Raw genomic sequence first — 16,802 nt, 5'->3', positions numbered from 1 at the left:
CGTCAGGCCTGCTGGCAGGCCGGGCACCAGAACAGGTTGCGGGCGGCGAGGCCGGCGGTGCGGATCTCGCCGCCGCAGAGGTGGCAGGGCTGGGTGGCCCGGCGGTAGACGTACACCTCGCCGCCGTGGTCGTCGACGCGCGGCGGGCGGCCCATGGCCTCCGGGGTGTGTTCCGGGCGGACCGTGTCGATGCGGTTGTTGCGGACGCCCTCGTGCATGAGGTGGACGAGGTCGGTCCAGATCGCGTCCCATTCGGCCGGGGTGACGTCCTTGCCGGCGCGGTAGGGGTCGATGTGGTGCCGGAAGAGGACCTCGGCGCGGTAGACGTTGCCCACGCCGGCGATCACCTTCTGGTCCATGAGGAGGGCGGCGATCGTCGTACGGCTGCGGGAGATCCTGCGGTACGCCGACCGCGGGTCGGCGTCCTCGCGCAGAGGGTCGGGGCCGAGGCGGTCGTGTATCGCGTGCTTCTCGGGGTCCGTGATCAGGGCGCAGGTCGTGGGGCCGCGCAGGTCGACGTACGACGTGTTGTTCGCGAGGCGGAGGCGGACGGTGTCCGTGGGCGGGGGCGCCGGGGCGTCACCGAAGGCGACCTTGCCGAAGAGGCCGAGGTGGATATGGACCCAGTCGGTGTCGCGGAAGCCGAGGAAGAGGTGTTTGCCGTGGGCTTCGGTGTGGGTCAGTTCGGCGCCGGTGAGGAGTTCTGCGGCGTCTGAGAACTTGCCCTGGGGGCTGGTGGCGCGGGGGTGGGTGCCGAGGAATTTCTTGGCGTAGTCCTTGGCCAGGCGATGGATCGTGTGCCCCTCCGGCACGGTGGCTCCTGTTCGTCCGTGGGTGTCCCCTGGGGCGCTGCCCCTTCGGCCCCGCCAGGGGGCTCCGCCCCCTGGACCCCCGATCGGCCTGAACGGCCTCGTCCTCAAACGCGGACGGGCCGAAAAACTCGTACGCCGGACGGGATGAAGCTCAACCCCGGCCGGGCCGAGAAAACTACTGCTGCGGGTGGTGCGCCGGGATGGGCGGCAGGTCGCCTGTGGATTCGTAGTCGGCGAGCATGTCGATGCGGCGGATGTGCCGGTCGTCCTCGGAGAACGGGGTGGCCAGGAAGGTCTCGACGAACTTCGTCGCCTCTTCCTGTGTGTGCATGCGCGCGCCCACCGCCACGACGTTGGCGTTGTTGTGCTGGCGGCCGAGGGACGCGGTCTCCTCGCTCCAGGCGAGGGCCGCGCGGACGCCCTTGACCTTGTTCGCGGCGATCTGCTCGCCGTTGCCGGAGCCGCCGATCACGATGCCGAGGGAGTCGGGGTCCGCGGCCGTCCGCTCCGCGGCGCGGAGGCAGAAGGGCGGGTAGTCGTCCTGGGCGTCGTAGATGAGGGGGCCGCAGTCGACGGCGTCGTGGCCTGCCGCCTTGAGCCACTCGACGAGGTGGTTCTTGAGTTCGAAGCCCGCATGGTCGGAGCCGAGATACACGCGCATGGTTCCGAGTGTGACATGGCTGTTTCCGGGCGGCAGCCTCGGGTGTCGGGCGGGACGGAAGAGGGCCCGATCGAGTCGATCTGACTATGGAACCTCAAGGAAACCTCAAGTAACGATATGGATTCAGAGGTTCACGGATTCCATTACCTCCGTTTCACTGGACCAGCTCGTACGCGACCCGTACGGGACCGCTCACCCGGCGCAAAGGAAATTCCCCATGACTGGTCTCCAGGCCGGATTGAAGAACCGCCATCTGTCGATGATCGCCATCGGTGGCGTCATCGGCGCCGGCCTCTTCGTCGGCTCCGGCTCCGGTATCGCCACCGCAGGACCCGGCATCCTCCTGTCGTACGCCGTCGTCGGCACGCTCGTCGTTCTCGTGATGCGCATGCTCGGCGAGATGTCCGCCGCCAACCCGACCTCCGGCTCGTTCTCGGCGCACGCCGACCGGGCGCTCGGCCGCTGGGCCGGGTTCTCCATCGGCTGGCTCTACTGGTTCTTCTGGGTCGTGGTGCTCGCGGTGGAGGCCACCGCCGGGGCCAAGATCCTGGCGCAGTGGGTGCCGGCCGTTCCGCAGTGGGGCTGGGCACTGATCGTTATGGCGGTACTGACCGCCACCAACCTCGTCTCGGTCGGTTCCTACGGCGAGTTCGAGTTCTGGTTCGCCGGGATCAAGGTCGTCGCGATCGGTGCGTTCATCGTGGTCGGCGGGCTCGCGGTCTTCGGTGTGCTGCCGGGCGTCGACAGCGACAAGGCCGGCCTGAGCAACCTCACCGGCCACGGCGGCTTCCTGCCCCACGGGCCCGGGGCGGTTCTCACCGGCGTCCTGCTGGTCGTCTTCTCCTTCATGGGCAGTGAGATCGCCACGCTGGCGGCGGGTGAGTCGGAGGACCCGCAGCGGGCCGTCACCAAGTCCACGAACAGCATCATCTGGCGTATCGGGGTCTTCTACCTGGGCTCGATCTTCGTCGTCGTGACCCTGCTGCCGTGGAACGACCCGTCGATCAAGAAGCAGGGCTCCTACGTCGCGGCCCTCGACTCCCTCGGTATCGCGCACGCCGGTCAGATCATGAACTTCATCGTGCTGACGTCGGTGCTGTCCTGTCTCAACTCGGGTCTGTACACGGCCTCCCGCATGGCCTTCTCGCTCGGTGAGCGGGGAGACGCGCCGAAGGCGTTCGCCAGGACGACCTCGCGGGGCGTGCCGATGGCCGCGATCGTCGCGTCCGTCGTCTTCGGGTTCGTCGCCGTGTTCTTCAACTACAGGTTCCCGGACTCCGTCTTCCTCTTCATGGTCAACTCCAGTGGTGCGGTGGCCCTGTTCGTGTGGCTGGTCATCTGCTTCTCGCAGCTGCGCCTGCGGAAGATCATCCAGGCCGAGGCGCCGGAGAAGCTGGTCGTGAAGATGTGGCTGTACCCGTATCTGACCTGGGCGACGGCCGCGCTGATCGTGTTCGTGCTCGGTTACATGCTCACGGACACGGAGCACGACGGGCGCGAGACCGTACTGCTGTCGCTGCTCGTCGCGGCGGTCGTTCTTGTCGTCGCCGTGGCGAAGGAGAAGGTCCGTGGGGGCGGCCGGGAGGTCGTCGCGAGCGCTTCCTCGGCGGAGGTTCAGGACAAGGTCAAGGCCGGCTGACGCCAACGGTGTCGTGTGCTGGATGAGGGGCCCGCGGTGAGCGCCGCGGGCCCCTTTCGCACGCTCACGCACGCTCACAGCACCGTGAAGCTGTCCTTGACCTCGTCGTAGGTCGTGAGGGCCTGGGGTTCGGTCTCCGGCCGGTACCAGGTGCTGATCTGGTACGACTTCCCGTCCTTGTCGAAGCCCAGCAGCCGGGCGTGCCAGGGGGTGCCCTTCAGGGTGAAGGTGTACTCCCAGACCACTGCCGGGTTGCCACGGAACGTCGTCTTCTCCAGGCGGATCTTCCGGTAGCCCTGGCCCTGGTGGGCGTCCTGCTCCGACCTCTGCCAGGTCTCCATCAGGTCGCCGCGGGCCAGGGACGACTTGGCCACGAGCTCCTGTGTGCCGTCGGGGGACGTGTAGTGCACCTCCGCTCCCGTCTTGAGATCCCGCCGCCAGCCCTGCGGCGGCGCCCACGCGAACCCTCCGGCCTCCCGGCGCGTACCCGGGGGCAGGCTCTGCGGCCTGGACGTGCCTTCCACCGTGGGCGACGGGCTGCCGGGGGGTGTGGTGGCGGACGTCGTCGGCGAGGTGGAGGAGCCTGCGTGCTCGCCGCCGGGCGATCCCGGGTTCGTCAGGAGGAGTACGGCGACGACGGCACCGACCGCCAGCAGCCCTACGGCGGCCACGAGTACGGCAGGGCGGCGGCTTCGGTGAGGGAGTACTTCGCTTTGGGGGGCGCGCAGGGGGTGCAAGCCCCGCTGCGGGCCCGGGTGCGGGCCTTCAGCAAGGCCGGGAGGCGGACCTTGTTGAAGGCCGCGAGGCGGGCCTTGTCGGGCGCCTGGGTCCGGGGCCTGCTGCGTGTTTGGGACCGGGGCCTGCTGGGCGCTCGGGATGCCGACTGCTGCGGGGGCGTAGCCGTTCCGCTGCGCGGGGGGCCGCTCGGTGGCCTTGTGGGGACGGGTGAGTGAGACGCCGGACCGCTGGGGTGCGGGGGGCGCGGAGTTGGCGGACGGGGTCTCGGAGCGGGCCTGCGAGCGCAGCTCGGAGGGGACTTCGGTGGAGGCGTTGGGGGGCTGGGCGGGTACCGACGGTGCGGGAGGAGTTGCCGTGTGGTTGTGCGAGGACTCGTGGGTGGTGCCCGGGGCCGGGGCGCGGCCTCGGCTGAAGTCGTGGGTGTCCGGCTGTCCTTGCGGTACCGCGTCCTCGACGGGGGCGGGTGCGGGCCGCCTGGGGTCGGGTGCGGTGGGTACGGGACGGGTGTCCAGATGAGCGGGGGTGGGCGTGTCGTCCGGGGCCCGGCGGATGGTCGCGGCCTGCTCCGTCGAGCCGGACGCGTCGACGCCGGCGAGTTGCTGGGACGCGTCGACGCCGGCGAGTTGCTGGGACGTGTCGACGCCGGCGAGTTCCTCGGACCCGCCCGCAGGCTCAGGCTCGGTTTCGGCGTCCCTCGCCGCTCGGGCCGCAGGCGCATCCGCCGGGCTCGGCTCGGCGCCCTCGGGCGGTCCGGCCGCCGGTGGCTCCTGGGACTCGGACGGCTGCTCTTCCTCGTCGGCCGGTTGAGCGGCCTCCGCACCCGCCCCGCGCGCCTCCTGCTCCGCACCATGGCCCTCTCCCCCGCGCACGGGAAGAGTCGGGGTGGGGGCCGGGAACGCGACCGGGCGCAGGGCCTCCTCCAGGTCGGGCAGGGACGGGCGGACCGAGGGCTCCTTCTCCAGGAGGGCGGCCAGGACGCCGCGCAGGGGGCCTGCCGCGGCGGGGAGTTCGGGCTCCTCGTAGAGGACCGCGTGCAGTGTGGCCAGGGTCGTGTCGCGGGAGAAGGGGGAGCGCCCGCCCAGGGCCGCGCAGAGCGTCGCGCCCAGGGACCACACGTCGGACGGCGGGCCCTGGGGGCGGCCGGAGATGCGTTCGGGGGCCATGTAGTCGGGGGAGCCGACGAGCATGCCGACCATGGTGAGCGCCTTGGCGTCCTGGATCGCGGCGATGCCGAAGTCGGTGAGGACGATGCGCCGGCCGCTGCCCTCCACCAGGACGTTCCCCGGTTTGATGTCCCGGTGCAGGACACCGCGTGCGTGCACCTGGCGCAGCGCCGCCACCAGACCGAGCCCGATCCGTGCCGTCTCACCCGGCCCCAGCGGCCCCTCCTCCACCATGATCCGTTCGAGGGAGCAGCCGACGACCAACTCCATGACGATCCACAGGCGTTCGCCCTCGTCGACGACGTCGTAGACCCGCACGACATTGGGATGGTCGATCCGGGCGGTGGCCCTGGCCTCCCGAAGTGTGCGTTCCCGGCGGGTTCGGGTGTCCTCCGCGTCCAGGCCGTCGATACGCATCTCCTTGACGGCGACCGGGCGGTCGAGCATCTCGTCGGCGGCCCGCCACACCCGCCCCATTCCTCCCTGGCCGATGCTTTCGACCAGCCGATAGCGCCCCGTCACCAGTAGCCCTGGAACTCCGCCACTCCTCGCATTTCCCGGCAATCCGCTGCACCCCCTCAGCCACCGAAATTCCCTCAACTACCGCGACTGTCTCAACCGCGCCCCGACCGAAACACAATGGTCACACTTCACGGCGTACCAGCATAGTGCGGAGAAATCTTGTGGTAGCTCTTCAAGTACTGCGAATTCAGGCGCAGCCAAGGGGGATGTGAACATGAGTTCTCGTCGCACGACGACCATCGCGGGATCGCTGGTCACGGCATCTTTTTCGGCGGTGATGATCCTTTCCTTCACCGCCAGCGCGGACGACCAGGGCCCCGGCAGCAACAAGGGGGGAAAGGCCGTCGACGAGGCGCCGGCAGGTGTAAGGCTGACCACGCTCCTGCCCTCCAGGATCTCGGTCGACAATGGTTCGCAAAAGACGGCGATCACCGCCACGGTCAAGAACGGGGGGACCAAGGACAGCGGAAAGATCCAGCTTCTGGTCGTCGGTTTCGACGGCCTCACCGTCAAGAGTGTCCAAGGCTGCTCCCAGGTTGCCGGAAAGAATCTTCCGGCCGGCTCGAACAGCGGTTTCTCGTGCCCGGTCGACAATCTCGCGGCCGGCAAGTCGAAGTCCTTCGCCGTCGACGCCACATACGACCTGCGCAAGGCCGGCAGGATCTGCCTGCCCGTGCAGTCCGGTGACGGGAAGAAGACGTACTGGCAGCAGGGACCGGTTCCGTTCGGTACCACCAACCCCTCGCCGAACGCCCCGGCCACCCCGCTGCTCCTCGGCACCGACAACAAACCGGTGGCCCCGGGCGGCAGCAAGGAGCTGCCCAAGACCGGTGTCGGGCGCGATGTCCTGCCGCTGGGCGCGGCCGGCGCGTCGCTGATCGCGGCCGGTGCGGCGGGGCTTTGGTGGTCCTCCCGGCGCCCGACCCGGCAGGGGCTGCGCGGCTGAACGCCCCTCGGGCACAGCGGCCGCCACGCCGCCCGCATAACCTGACGGGACTTGTCAGGTTATGCGGGCACCATGCGTTTCATGAACTTCGCCGACCGCACCACCGACCTGCTCGTCCTCCGTCCCGGCGATCCCGGCTACGACGACGAACTCGCCGGTTTCCAGACCGGGTTCACCCACCGGCCCTCCGTCGTCTTCGCCGCCTCCTCGGCCGACGACGTGATCGCCGCCGTACGGTACGCGGCCGACCACGGCCTGTCTGCCGGCGTCCAGGCCACCGGACACGGGCTGCCCGGCGCCTGCGAGGGCGGAGTGCTGGTGACGACGAAGCGGATGGACCGGGTGGCCGTCGACCCCGGGGCCCGCACCGTGCGCCTCCAGGCGGGTGTCCGCTGGGGGCAGGTCGTGGCGGCCGCCGAGCCGTACGGACTGGCCCCGCTCAACGGCTCCGCGCCGAGCGTCGGCGCCGTGTCCTACACACTGGGCGGCGGCCTGGGCATCCTGGCCAGGGAGTTCGGGTACGCGGCCGACCACGTACGCTCCCTGGACCTCGTCACCGCCGACGGCCGGCTGCACCAGGTGACCCGGGAGTCCGACCCCGACCTGCACTGGGCGCTGCTCGGCGGCGGCCACAACTTCGGCGTCGTCACCGAGCTGGAGATCGGCCTCGTACCCGTGCGGACGCTCTACGGCGGCTCGCTCGCGTTCGACGGACGCGAGGTCGACCCGGCGGCCGTGCTGCGGGCGTACGAGGAGTGGACGCGGACCGTGCCCGACGGGCTGACCTCGTCCTTGGCGGCCGTACCGTATCCGGACATCCCGGCGTTGCCACCGCATCTGCGCGGCCGGTACGTCGTCTCCGTGCGCGTCGCGTACACCGGCACCGACGGTGATCAACTCGTCGCTCCGCTCCGCGAGTCGGGGCCCGTGCTCGCCGACTCCCTGCGCGAGATGCCGTACGCCGAGAGCCGCACCATCCACAGCGACCCGGATCTCCCGCACGCGTACTACGGGGACAGCGCGGTGCTGAGCGGGCTGGACGTCGAGGTGGGCGGCGCGTTGCTCGCCGCCACCGGGCCGGATGCGGGTGGTCCGATGTGCGTCCTGCAGATCAGCCATCTGGGCGGGGCTCTCGCCCGGCCCGCGCCGAACTCGGTGCCCTATCGCGAAGGGCGTTTCCTCGTGCGGCTGTTGTCGGTGGGCGACCGGGACGCGGCTCGCGCCGTGCTGGATCCGGCGTTCGCACTGCTCGCCCCGGTCACGATCGGCCGTGCGCTCAACTTCGCCTTCGGCGCGGGCGACCGGACCGACGGGCTGTACGACACCGCAACGCTGAAGAGGCTCGCCGGGCTGAAGTCGTCGTACGACCCGGCGAACCTCTTCCGCGAGAACTACAACGTCAGCGCCTGAACGGCCCAGGCGTCAGCGCTTGTCGGCGAGCTTCCAGGCGGTGGGCGTGACGCCCATCGCCAGGGCCGCCTTCAGGGCGTCGCCGATGAGGAACGGGGTGAGGCCGGCCGCGATCGCGGCGGACGCGGACATGTCGGCGGCGTAGGCCAGGTACGGGACGCCGACGGCGTAGATGATCGCCTCGCCGAGCAGCATCGTGCCCGCCATGCGCAGCACGGAGCGGTCGGCGCCGCGGCGGGCCAGGGCGCCCACGACGGTGGATGCGAGGAGCATGCCGAGTACGTAGCCGAAGGAGACGGAGACACCGGAGCTGCCGCCGGCGAACCACGGCACACCGGCGAGACCGGCCAGCGCGTACAGGACGAGCGACGCCAGGCCGCGGCTCGCGCCCAGCGTCGTGCCGACCAGCAGCGCGGCGAAGGTCTGGCCGGTCACCGGCACCGGGGAGCCCGGGACGGGGACGGAGATCTGGGCCGCGAGGCCGGTGAGCGCGGCGCCGCCGAGCACGAGCGCCACGTCCCGGACGCGGGACGCGGGCAGGAGGTCGGCGAGGACCTCGCGGGGGCGGGCGGTGGCGGCGGTGCTCATGGGGACTCCGCGGGTGACGGGGACATGCTGGGACACGGTGACGCTATCCCAGCCGACTTGAGCCGATCACCGTCAGCGGCCGACAAAGGGTGGAACGCGGGCTTGGTGGACTCCGCACAAATAGTGCTGGTTACACGGGGTTTCGCGTGATGCCGGTCACTGAGGCAGGGAGGCCGCGGTCACCTGGCAGGACACAGGCAGGTCTGTAGGGTCTCACCAAATGAATCCTAGTGGTCTGGCCGGATTCACCTTTTCTGGCCTACTCTTCGAGCCATGGTTGCCCAGGCCCTGAACTTCACGTCGCGTCGCTATGTCGACCTGCGACGCCAGGGTGCTGCCACCTGTCGCCGTCCGGTGTGAGGCGGGCCGCGGCGCGCCTCACACCTCCGAGACGTGTCGGCCCCGTTCCCGAGGACGGTCTCCCATGCCCTCTGCCACGGCATCCCCCCTGGCGTCCCCTTCCACCCGCCGCCGCACCAGCGCGAGCGTCGTGCTGCGGTCCGTGCTGGAGCACGGTCCGGTGGCCCGCAGCACCATCGCCCGGCTGACCGGCCTTTCGCCCGCTTCGGTGACGGACTACTGTGCCCGCTTCGCCGAACTGGGCCTGATCCGCGAGTCGGCCGTGCCCCGGCGCTCGAACGGGGTGGGCCGTCCGCATGTTCCGGTCGACCTGGACGATTCGCGGTTCGTGGTCGGCGGGGTCCATGTGGCCGTGCCCTACACCACGGTCGCGCTGCTCGACCTGCGCGGCCGGGTGGTGGCGCGGCGCGAGCTGAAGCACGAGCGCACCGATCCGGGGTGGGTGCTGGCCCGGGCCGCCGAGGGCCTCGGGACGCTACTGGCCGGCAACCCCCGTTGCAGAGCGCTCGGTGTCGGGGTGGCCGTCGGCGGCTGGGTGGACCGGGAGTCCGGCACCGTCGTCGAGCATGCGCTGCTCGGCTGGCGGGACGTGGCGGTGCGGGAGGTGCTCGGCGAGCGCACCGGGCTGCCGGTCCATGTGGACGGCCACGCGCGGGCGTTGGTCAACGGGGAGCGGCTGTTCGGGCGGGCGCGGGGCAGCGGGAGCATGCTGCATCTGTTCGTCGGCAACGTCGTCGACGCGGCGTTCGCCACCCATGACGAGGTGCACCACGGGCCCCGCTCCCAGGCGGGCGCCATCGCCCATCTGCCGGTGCCGGGCGGCACGGAGCCCTGCGCCTGCGGGCGGACCGGCTGCCTGCAGGCCGAGTTGAGCGAGCGGACGCTGTGCCGGCGGGCGCGGGAGGCGGGCGTGACCGACGGCGTGAACCCCATGCATGTGGTCGCGGCGGCCGCCGCGGACGATCCCGAGGCCGTACGGCTGCTGGTGGAGCGTGCGGGGGTGATCGGGCGGGCGGCGCGGCTGCTGCTGGATGTGCTCAATCCGGAGACGGTGGTCGTGACGGAGGTCGGGATCATTCACCGGGAGGACTGCCTGAACGCGTTGCGCGAAGGGGTCGGCGACGAGCGTGCGGCTGCCGTGGTGCCGACGAGTTTCCCGGATTCGGTGCTCGCGGTGGCGGGCGGTTCGGTGGCCCTCGACGTGCTCTACCGGGATCCGCTGGCCGCTTGACCTGACGCTATTTAATTCAGAACCTCGGAATATTGACAGGGATCACGGCAGGCCGGGAACATCGTGCTCATGAGCCCGATCGTGAGCTGTCGCACCCTTTGTTGCTGACACGTTGCCGCGTGTGAAGCGCTCATTTCTTCCTGCGTGAATTCTGTGAATTCCTTTCTCCGGCTCCGCCCTGCCCAGAATTCCGCCTGCACTCTCTCCTTCTGAAACTCACGGAGTACCGCCATGTCTTCTTCTACGCTGCCGGGTGTCGACCGACGGCTCTTTCTCACCTCACTGCTCGGTGCCGCGGCCGGTGTCGCAGGACTGAGCGGCTGCGCAGGCAGCAGTGCGGTCGCCGACAGCAAAGGCGTCTCGTCCGCGCCGCTCGCCGACAAGGTTCCGGCCGGTACGAGCCTTAAGATCGCCTCGTATCAGAACACCCAGCAACTCCAGTTCAGACTGGCCAAACTGGGAGATCCGCCGTTCAACGTATCGAGCTGGTTGAACATCGGCGCCGGACCGGACGTGATCAACGCTTTCCGCGCCAAGTCCCTGGACGTCGCCAACAACGCGGGCATCCCGCCGATCCAGGCGCACTACCAGGGCTTCGACGCGAAGATCGTCGCGATCGACATCACCCGCAAGCCCAATTACCTCTTCGCCACCAAGCCCGGCAGCGACATCCGGTCGGTCGCCGACTTCAAGGGCAGGAAGCTCGCCTTCTCGCAGGGCCAGGCCCAAGGTGTCGTACTCCTGCGGGCGTTGAAGAAGGCAGGCCTCGGGTACGACGACGTCCAGCTCGTGCCGCTGACCAGCAACCAGTTCCTGACCGCCCTGCAGTCCGGCCAGGTGGACATCGCACCGCTCGCCAACCAGCAGGCGCCCGCCTATCTCCAGCAGTACGGGTCCAAGGGCGCCCACGCCATCACCACGGACGTCGTCGACCTCCTCAACCTCCTGTGGGCGCCGACCTCCGTACTCGACGACCCCGCGAAGGCCGCCGCGGTCGCCGCGTACATCCCGTACTGGGCCAAGGGCCAGGTCTGGACGTACGAGAACCCCGACGCCTGGAACGAGGAGTTCTACGTCAAGACGCAGAACCTGACCCTCGCGCAGGCGAGAGGCATCAGCAAGCTCGCCAACAAGCCGCTGTTCCCGCCGAGTTGGGGCGAGGCGGTCAAGTGGGAGCAGGAGACCGCCGATCTGCTGGCGGAGGGCGGCTTCGTCAAGAAGTTCGACGTCTCCTCGCTCTTCGACCACCGCTTCGAGTCCATCGCCGCCAGGGCCGTGCCGGCGGAGTACCGGAGGTGACCGCCATGACCACCACCACGCCCGCCGTACTCCCGGTGCGGGCCCAGGAGGAGGACCAGCCGGTACGGCGCCGCCGCCGCGGCCTCTCCCCCGGCAGGGCTCTGCCCGCCTCCCGGCTGATCGGCCCCGCCCTCCTCCTCGCCCTGTGGGCCGCCGCCTCGGCCGCCGGACAGCTCGACCCCGGGGCGATCCCGGCACCCTGGACGGTGCTGCGGACCGCCGGTCGCCTGTGGTCCGCCGGGACGCTGCCGACGGACATCCTGACCTCCCTCGAACGGGCCGCGTACGGCTTCACGATCGGTCTCGCCGCAGGGGTGGTCCTGGCGCTGGCCGCCGGCCTCAGCCGGGTCGGCGAGGCGCTGATCGACGGGACCGTGAACCTCAACCGGGCGATCCCGACGCTCGGCCTGATCCCCCTGTTCATCCTCTGGCTGGGCATCGGCGAGGCGTTCAAGATCGCGATCATCGCCATCGTCGTCTACGTCCCGATCTACCTGAACACCCACTCCGCGCTGTCCGGCATCGACAGCCGCTTCGTCGAACTCGCCGAGGTCCAGGGGCTGTCCCGCCTCCGGTTCGTCCGCCAGATCGTCATCCCCGGTGCCCTGCCCGGATTCTTCGTGGGACTGCGGCTCGGGGTGACCGGGTCCTGGCTGGGCCTGGTGGTCCTCGAACAGATCAACGCCACCAGCGGACTCGGCTACATGATGTTCCAGGCCCAGAACTACGGCCAGTCCGACGTCATCCTCGTCGGCCTGCTCGTGTACGGGATCTTCGGCCTGGTCTCCGACAGCGCGGTCCGTCTCATCGAACGGAGGGTGCTGTCATGGCGCCGCACACTGAGCAGCTGACCCGGCCCGCCGTACAGCTCCGGGGACTGACACGGTCGTTCGAGGGTCGGACCGTCCTCGACGGCATCGACCTCGACCTCCCGGCGGGGCAGTTCACGGCCCTGCTCGGGCACAGCGGCTCCGGCAAGAGCACGCTGCTGCGGGCGATCGCGGGCCTGGACCACAAGGTCGCCGGCAGCGGCCGGCTCACCGCCCCGGAGAAGGTGTCCGTCGTCTTCCAGGACTCCCGGCTGCTGCCCTGGCGCCGGGTCCTGGACAACGTACTCCTCGGCCTGAACGGCGCGGACGCCGAGCGGAAGGGCCGCGCGGCCCTCGCCGAGGTGGGCCTGGAAGGCCGTGAACGGGCCTGGCCGAGCGAGCTGTCCGGCGGCGAGGCCCAGCGTGCCGCGCTGGCCCGGTCGCTGGTCCGCGAGCCCGAACTACTGCTGGCCGACGAGCCGTTCGGGGCGTTGGACGCACTGACACGGATCAGGATGCACGCCTTGCTGCGGGAGCTGTGGACACGGCATCAGCCGTCCGTGCTGCTCGTCACCCATGACGTGGATGAGGCGATCGTGCTGGCTGATCGGGTGTTGGTGCTCGACTCCGGGCGGGTCGGGCTCGATCTGGCCATCGAGCGGGATGCGCGTGCGCGCGGCGAGTACCGGGGGCGGTTGCTCGCGGCGCTGGGTGTCACCGAGGGGGTGGGGTGACCGTCACTGGGGGCTGCCGCCCCCAGCCCGCTTCGGCCTGAACGGCCTCGTCCCCAAACGCCGGACGGGCTGGAAGACCGAGCCCCGCCCGGCGCTTTCAAAACCTGCCCAAAGGACACCCCATGCCCCGCCAGCTCCACCTCAACGCCTTCCTCATGAACACCGGTCATCACGAAGCCTCTTGGCGCCTCCCCGAAAGCGATCCCTACGCGCACGTCGAGTTGGACCACTACGTGCGGCTCGCCCAGGTCGCCGAGCGCGGCACCTTCGACTCGCTCTTCCTCGCCGACGGGCCGCAGCTGTGGGGCACCCTCGCGCAGCGGCCCGCCGGCGCCCTGGAGCCGCTCACCCTGCTCACCGCGCTGGCGACGGCCACCGAGCACATCGGGCTGATCGCCACCGCCTCCACCTCCTACAACTCCCCCTACAACCTGGCCCGCAAGTTCGCCTCCCTGGACATCATCAGCGGTGGCCGGGCGGGCTGGAACATCGTCACCACGGCGGGCGCGGAGGCCGCGCGCAACTTCGGTCTGGACGCCGAGCCCGCGCACGCGGAGCGGTATGCCCGGGCTGCCGAGTTCCTCGATGTCGCCCTGAAGCTGTGGGACAGCTGGGAGGACGACGCGATCGTCGGCGACAAGGCGGCCGGCGTCTGGGGCGACGACGCGAAGATCCACCCGCCCCGGCACAAGGGGGCGTACTTCAGCGTCGAGGGCGCGCTCAATGTGCCCCGCTCGCCACAGGGTTACCCGCTGCTCGTGCAGGCGGGGTCCAGCGAGGACGGCAGGGCTTTCGCGGCGCGGTACGCGGAGGCGGTGTTCACCGCCCAGCAGACCCTGCCCGACGCGCAGGCCTTCTACGCCGACCTCAAGTCCCGTACGGCGGCGGCCGGCCGGGATCCCGGGCATATCAAGGTGCTGCCCGGGATCGTGCCGGTCATCGGGTCGACGGAGGCCGAGGCGCGGGCGAACGAGCAGGCGCTGGAGGACCACATCGTGTACACCCACGGGGTGGACCGCCTGGAGCGCCTCCTGCAACTCCCGGAGGGAAGCCTGGAGTTGGACGGCGAGCTGCCGACCGACCTGCCGCCCGAGGACGCCATCGAGGGCGCCAAGAGCCGGTACACGCTCGTCGTCGAACTCGCCCGGCGCGAACGCCTCACCGTCCGGCAGTTGATCGGCCGGCTCGGCGGCGGGCGCGGCCATCTCACCTTCGCGGGCACGCCCGAGCAGGTCGCCGACGCGATCGAGGAGTGGTTCACACAGGGAGCCGCCGACGGCTTCAACATCATGCCCGCCGTGCTGCCCTCCGGCCTGGAGACCTTCGTCGAGCAGGTCGTCCCGATCCTCCGCGCCCGCGGCCTGCTGCGTACCGAGTACGGCTCCCGCCAGACCCTCCGGGAGCGCTACGGCCTCCCCCGCCCCGCCAACCAGTACTCCACCCAGGAACCCGCCCTCGTCTGAAAGGACCGGCCACCAGTGTCAGTCAGCGAAATCCAGAAGGTCACCGCCCGCATCGGCGCCCGTGTCTCCGGCGTCGACCTCTCCAGGCCGCTCGACGCGGAGACGGCCGCCGCGATCCGCGAGGCCCTCAACGTCCACAAGGCTCTCGTCTTCGACGACGTGAACCTCGACGACGCGGGCCAGCAGGCCTTCGTCCGCCACTTCGGTGACGTCACCACCGCCCACCCGACGGTCTCCTCCGTCGACGGCGTCCCGAACGTCCTGCCCGTCGACAGCGAGCGCGGTCGCGCCGCCAACCACTGGCACACCGACGTCACCTTCGTCCTGAACCCGCCGCAGGCCAGCACCCTGCGCAGCATCACGATCCCGCCGTACGGCGGCGAGACCCTGATCGCCGACTCGGCGGCCGCCTATCGCCAACTCCCGGACTCGCTCCGCCAGTTGGCGGACACGCTGTGGGCGGAGCACACCAACGACTACGACTACGCCGCACCGGAGGAGGAACTCGACGAGCAGCAGGCCGCCCAGCGAGCCCAGTTCACGTCGATCAAGTACCGCACGGTCCACCCGGTGGTCCGCGTCCACCCGCTGACCGGTGAACGCGGGCTGTTCATCGGGGGGTTCGCGCAGCGGATCGTGGGTCTGTCGCCGGGCGAGTCCCGCAAGATCCTCGACCTGCTCCAGGCGTATGTCACCCGGCCGGAGAACATCCTGCGCCACCGCTGGTCGGAGAACCAGCTGGTCCTCTTCGACAACCGCATCACACAGCACTACGCCGTCGACAACTACGACGGTCTGCCGCGCCGTCTGCACCGGGTGACCGTCGCCGGTGACGTCCCGGTCGGCGTCGAGGGCAAGGAGAGCTACTCGATCGAGGGCGACGCGTCGCACTACACGTCCGTGGCATCCGCAGAATCCGTAGCCGCCTAGTCGCAGCACGTGGCGGTAGCGTCCGGATACTGGGCAGCCTCTCCTCCTGACCGGAGAGGCTGCCCAGACTGTGGGCGTTTTTGCCCATCTCATGGACTGGACGAGCCGCGCCCATGCCCAGCAGCACCACCGAGGTCGAGACGCCGCCGCAGGCGGACGCCGACGCCACCCTGTCCCACGGCCTGAAGCAGCGCCACCTTTCGATGATCGCCCTCGGCGGGGTCATCGGCGCAGGACTGTTCGTCGGCTCCGGCGCGGGTATCGCCGCCGCGGGGCCGTCGATCGTCGTCGCCTACACCCTCTCCGGTCTCCTCGTGATGCTGGTGATGCGGATGCTCGGCGAGATGTCGGCCGCGTATCCGTCGTCGGGTTCGTTCTCGGCGCACGCGGAACGGGCGATCGGCCCGTGGGCCGGCTTCACGGCGGGCTGGTCCTTCTGGGTGCTGCTCTGCACGGCCGTCGGCCTGGAGGGCATCGGCGCCGCGAAGATCGTGACGGGCTGGCTGCCGCACACGCCCGAGTGGGGCTGGGTGGCCCTGTTCATGGTGGTGTTCTGTGTCGCGAACCTCGCCGCCGTGAAGAACTTCGGCGAGTTCGAGTTCTGGTTCGCGGCCCTGAAGGTCGGGGCGATCAGCCTGTTCCTGATCCTGGGCGTGCTGGCGATCGCGGGCGTGCTCCCCGGCACGGACGCCCCGGGCACCGCGAACCTCACCGAGTTCCTGCCGAACGGCAGCCAGGGCCTGATCGTCGGTGTGCTCGCCTCGATCTTCGCGTACGGCGGCCTGGAGACCGTCACCATCGCGGCGGCCGAGTCGCAGGACCCGGTGCGGGGCGTGGCGGGCGCCGTCCGCACGGCGATGTGGCGCATCGCGCTCTTCTACATCGGTTCGATGGCGGTCATCGTGACGCTCGTCCCCTGGAACTCGAAGGAGGTCGTCGAGAAGGGCCCGTACGTCGCCGCCCTCGACCACCTCGGCATCCCGGGCGCCGGGCAGCTCATGAACGTGGTCGTCCTGGTCGCCCTGCTCTCGGCCATGAACGCCAACATCTACGGCTCCTCGCGCATCGCCTACTCCCTCGTCGGGCGCGGCCAGGGCCCGAAGGTGCTGGGCCGGGTGTCGGGCGGCGTCCCGCGGATCGCCGTCCTGGCCTCCTCGGTCTTCGGCTTCGTCTGCGTGGTCCTCAGCTACTGGCGTCCGGACGACGTCTTCCCCTGGCTGCTGAACATGATCGGCGCGGTGGTCCTGGTCGTCTGGATCCTCATCGCGGTCAGCCAGCTGCGGCTGCGTGCCCGGCTGAACCGGGAGGCCCCCGGGAAACTGGCCGTCCGGATGTGGGCGTTCCCCTGGCTGACCTGGGTGGCACTGGCCGGCATGGCGGCGATCTTCGTACTGATGGCCCGGGAACCCGGCACCCGGGTGCAGCTCTACTACACCGGCGGGATGACTGCGGTCCTGGCGGCGGTGGGGTACGCCCGGCAGCGGGCCAGGGACTGAC

14 protein-coding genes are annotated in these 16,802 nt (G+C 70.3%); 10 read left to right on the top strand and 4 right to left on the bottom strand.

The window, feature by feature from the left end:
- Nucleotides 1-2: 2 nt before the first annotated feature.
- Nucleotides 3-812, bottom strand: coding sequence for an Fpg/Nei family DNA glycosylase (locus tag LJ657_RS01360; protein ID WP_232646225.1), 810 nt, complete (start codon nt 810-812; stop codon nt 3-5).
- 175 nt (nt 813-987) lie between these two features.
- Complete coding sequence (locus tag LJ657_RS01355; protein ID WP_232646224.1) at nt 988-1,473, bottom strand: ribose-5-phosphate isomerase; 486 nt, start codon at nt 1,471-1,473, stop codon at nt 988-990.
- A 217-nt stretch (nt 1,474-1,690) separates the two neighbouring features.
- On the opposite strand from LJ657_RS01355, the gene LJ657_RS01350 reads away from it, so the two are divergent.
- Nucleotides 1,691-3,112: an amino acid permease gene (locus tag LJ657_RS01350; protein ID WP_232646223.1), complete on the top strand. Its 1,422-nt coding sequence runs from the start codon at nt 1,691-1,693 to the stop codon at nt 3,110-3,112.
- A 74-nt stretch (nt 3,113-3,186) separates the two neighbouring features.
- Here the strand turns inward: LJ657_RS01350 and LJ657_RS01345 are convergent, their stop codons facing one another.
- Nucleotides 3,187-5,535 carry a serine/threonine-protein kinase gene (locus LJ657_RS01345; protein ID WP_372487789.1) on the bottom strand — a complete coding sequence of 783 codons (2,349 nt, stop codon included), beginning with the start codon at nt 5,533-5,535 and terminating at the stop codon, nt 3,187-3,189.
- Nucleotides 5,536-5,749: 214 nt separating this feature from the next.
- Between LJ657_RS01345 and LJ657_RS01340 the strand changes: the two genes are divergently transcribed.
- Together LJ657_RS01340 and LJ657_RS01335 are read left to right on the top strand one after the other, a co-directional pair.
- Nucleotides 5,750-6,481, top strand: a complete 732-nt coding sequence (locus tag LJ657_RS01340; protein ID WP_232646222.1) for an LPXTG cell wall anchor domain-containing protein — start codon at nt 5,750-5,752, stop codon at nt 6,479-6,481.
- Nucleotides 6,482-6,562: 81 nt separating this feature from the next.
- On the top strand, nt 6,563-7,891 hold the full coding sequence (locus tag LJ657_RS01335) for an FAD-binding oxidoreductase (RefSeq protein WP_232646221.1): 1,329 nt from the start codon (nt 6,563-6,565) through the stop codon (nt 7,889-7,891).
- Between the two features lie 12 nt (nt 7,892-7,903).
- On the opposite strand, the gene LJ657_RS01330 is transcribed toward LJ657_RS01335, so the two are convergent.
- Nucleotides 7,904-8,479, bottom strand: coding sequence for a biotin transporter BioY (locus LJ657_RS01330; RefSeq protein WP_232646220.1), 576 nt, complete (start codon nt 8,477-8,479; stop codon nt 7,904-7,906).
- 424 nt (nt 8,480-8,903) lie between these two features.
- Here LJ657_RS01330 and LJ657_RS01325 point away from each other — a divergent pair, with 424 nt between their 5' ends.
- The 7 genes from LJ657_RS01325 (at nt 8,904) to LJ657_RS01295 (ending at nt 16,801) form a co-directional block, all read left to right on the top strand.
- Nucleotides 8,904-10,070 carry an ROK family protein gene (locus LJ657_RS01325; RefSeq protein WP_232646219.1) on the top strand — a complete coding sequence of 389 codons (1,167 nt, stop codon included), beginning with the start codon at nt 8,904-8,906 and terminating at the stop codon, nt 10,068-10,070.
- A 231-nt stretch (nt 10,071-10,301) separates the two neighbouring features.
- Nucleotides 10,302-11,369 (top strand): ABC transporter substrate-binding protein, encoded by a 1,068-nt coding sequence (locus LJ657_RS01320; protein ID WP_232646218.1) that lies wholly within the window; start codon nt 10,302-10,304, stop codon nt 11,367-11,369.
- 5 nt (nt 11,370-11,374) lie between these two features.
- Nucleotides 11,375-12,220 (top strand): ABC transporter permease, encoded by an 846-nt coding sequence (locus LJ657_RS01315; RefSeq protein WP_232646217.1) that lies wholly within the window; start codon nt 11,375-11,377, stop codon nt 12,218-12,220.
- Nucleotides 12,196-12,912: an ABC transporter ATP-binding protein gene (locus tag LJ657_RS01310; RefSeq protein ID WP_232646216.1), complete on the top strand. Its 717-nt coding sequence runs from the start codon at nt 12,196-12,198 to the stop codon at nt 12,910-12,912. The genes LJ657_RS01315 and LJ657_RS01310 overlap by 25 nt, the downstream gene beginning before the upstream one ends.
- A gap of 122 nt (nt 12,913-13,034) precedes the next feature.
- A complete protein-coding gene (locus LJ657_RS01305; RefSeq protein ID WP_232646215.1) occupies nt 13,035-14,375 on the top strand; it encodes an LLM class flavin-dependent oxidoreductase in 1,341 nt (446 codons plus the stop codon).
- A 15-nt stretch (nt 14,376-14,390) separates the two neighbouring features.
- Entirely contained in the window at nt 14,391-15,305 is a 915-nt protein-coding gene (locus tag LJ657_RS01300; protein WP_232646214.1) for a TauD/TfdA dioxygenase family protein, read from the top strand.
- A 113-nt stretch (nt 15,306-15,418) separates the two neighbouring features.
- Nucleotides 15,419-16,801: an amino acid permease gene (locus LJ657_RS01295; RefSeq protein ID WP_232646213.1), complete on the top strand. Its 1,383-nt coding sequence runs from the start codon at nt 15,419-15,421 to the stop codon at nt 16,799-16,801.
- The last annotated feature ends 1 nt before the right edge of the window (nt 16,802 follow it).

Origin of the sequence: Streptomyces guryensis, from assembly GCF_021261325.1 — a bacterium.
Lineage (GTDB): Bacteria > Actinomycetota > Actinomycetes > Streptomycetales > Streptomycetaceae > Streptomyces > Streptomyces guryensis.
The sequence above is the reverse complement of the archived record's forward strand: the minus strand, read 5'-3'. Positions and strand labels throughout refer to the sequence as shown.